Below are 2,210 nucleotides of genomic sequence, written 5' to 3' on the forward strand. Positions count from 1 at the left end.
TCCGCGGCGGCGCCCCGGGGCGCCGCCGCGGACGACGGTGGCCGGGGCCGCCGCCCGGCCGGGGCCCGCCCCGGGTCAGTCGAGCGGGTCCAGCGTCAGATGGGCCTGCAGCGGGTTGCCGTCGTGCACCAGCGACTCCTGCTGCCCCACGTCGTCGAAGGCGAAGGCGTACGCCTTGCCGTCGGCCATCCGCTCGTGGATGGCCCGGGCGTAGTGGTTGGTCACGGGGTCCCGGTAGAAGCCGGCCGGCGTGCTGTCCGGCTGGTTGGGGTTGGTCAGCAGCGTGGACCGGTTGAAGCCGGCGCACAGGGTGCGGGAGATCGGGCCGCGCACCTGGTCGTTGGGGGCGTCCAGCAGCTTGTGGCAGCCGAAGATGCTGTCCGCGTCGGGCTTCTGGAAGCTGGTGACGACCGCGCCGGAGCCGTCGGTGAAGTTCATGACCCCGCCGGAGACCCGGCCGTAGTACTTGACGCCCGGCCGGTCGGCGAACGGCGTGACGGTCAGCGTGGACGTGGCGTACTTCTGCCAGACGCGGTTGACGTAGTCGTCCATGACGGAGGCGGGCAGGGCGCCGGTGCCGACGCCGTGGCCGGGGGAGAGGGCGCGCAGCACGGTGCCGTCCGGGCGGGTCTGGATCAGGTTGGCCCAGCCGCCGGACTGCCCGCGCAGGGCCGCGAACACCCCGTTGTAGCCGCCGGGCTCGAGGTGTCCGGTGCTGCTCGTGCTGCCGTCGGCGCGCTGGACGCCGACCGCGTAGGGCGCGGAGAACATGTCGACCTGGGTGCTGTTGAGCCACAGGCCGGCGTCGTTGAGGGTGTACTCCGACCAGTTGAAGAGGATGTTGCGGTTGGGGTCGGAGGGGTTCTGCACGGCGGGCTGCACCAGGCCGCCGGTGGCCAGCTTGAACACGAGCTTCTGGCCGTAGGAGAAGTAGATCCGGCCGGAGAACTTCGGGATCCGGATGGTCAGGGAGCGGCCCGCGGCCGGTCCGGGGATGGCCGCGTCCGGTGCCGGGACGGGCGGGTTGCCGCCCGCGGGCCAGGGGTGGAAGGTGCCGTTCGCGTCGGCCCAGCCCTGCCGGCCCGTCGACAGTTCCGTGCCGAGGTTGTAGACGTACACCGGCTCGGAGCGGCCGGAGTTGTTGGTGATCTTCAGGGGGATCGTCGCGGGGACCGCGGCCTGGGCCGGGGCGGGGGCGCCGACCGCGAGGAGGGCGCCGGTCAGCGCGGTGGCGAAGGCGGCCGCCGCGGCGGTGATCCGTTTCCGGATGCGTCTGGTCATGCTCTACCTCCGGGGGAGCCCGGGACGTCCGGGCGCGGAGACGTGGGGGGAAATGTGGTCCGTACCAAGCTCTGAGAGCGCTCTCAGAATCCGGTTGCGACGCGCGCATGTCAACAGTTCGAACAAAGGGGGCCGGCCGCGACGCCGCGGCCGGCCCCCGGCGTCCGCCGTGTCAGACGGCCGGTTCCCCGGCGACCCCGGCGGGGCTCGGGCGATGTGCGCCCAGGTAGGCGTCGGTGTCCAGGTCGCGGTGGCAGCCGCGCAGTTCGTACCGGGCGCGCAGCACGGCGGCCACCTGGTCGCGGGGCGCGGTGGCGAGGCCGAAGTGCTGGTGGGCGTAGCCGAGCACGTCGTCCACCGTCACCCGGCCCCGCAGCAGCCGCTCGCCGCCCGTCTCCGGGGCGTCGGCCAGCCGCGCCGCCAGGGCCCGGCGCTGCGCGCTGATGGCGATGTCCGCGGCCACGCCCAGTTGTGCGCGCAGGTGGCGTGCGCGCCGCTCCGGGAACTCCCGGGCCGAACTGCTCCGCCGGCTGACCAGGCGCCTCATTCCAACTCCCTCGGGTCCGGCGTCCGCCGGGGCGGACGGTATGCGTCGAGACGTGCCCGGCCCGAATACCCGCTGAACAGATGTTCAAGTGCCGGATCCCGGGCAGACGCAGAAGTGCTCCGCACAGCGATCACGACTCCGGTTCACGACACGAGGGGGGCCCGCACCGCCATGGCCGTGCCCGCGCGCCGCAGCGAGCCGACGGACCGACGCCGCACGTTCGACCTCCGCTCCACAGCGGTGTTCTTCGGCCTGGTCGCCGCCCTGCTGATCATCGTCGGGTTCGCCGCCCGCACGGCGGTCGACGTCGTCGAACGACGCCCCGCCTGGGCCGCCGTCCTGGCCCTGGCCGCGCTGGCGGGCGCCGCCGCGCTGCGGCGCA

General features: G+C 73.8%; 2 protein-coding genes and 1 pseudogene. 1 reads left to right on the plus strand and 2 read right to left on the minus strand.

The genetic code is table 11. From position 1 onward, the window contains the following. Positions 1–75: 75 nt before the first annotated feature. A complete protein-coding gene (locus ABD363_RS32090) occupies positions 76–1,281 on the minus strand; it encodes a glycoside hydrolase family 64 protein (protein ID WP_344609985.1) in 1,206 nt (401 codons plus the stop codon). Positions 1,282–1,453: 172 nt separating this feature from the next. Next, complete coding sequence (locus ABD363_RS32095; protein ID WP_344609986.1) at positions 1,454–1,828, minus strand: hypothetical protein; 375 nt, start codon at positions 1,826–1,828, stop codon at positions 1,454–1,456. A gap of 171 nt (positions 1,829–1,999) precedes the next feature. Between ABD363_RS32095 and ABD363_RS32100 the strand changes: the two are divergent. Further along, positions 2,000–2,210, plus strand: a pseudogene (locus tag ABD363_RS32100) (restriction endonuclease); the annotation flags it as partial.

Source organism: Streptomyces glaucus, assembly GCF_039533365.1.
Lineage (GTDB): Bacteria > Actinomycetota > Actinomycetes > Streptomycetales > Streptomycetaceae > Streptomyces > Streptomyces glaucus.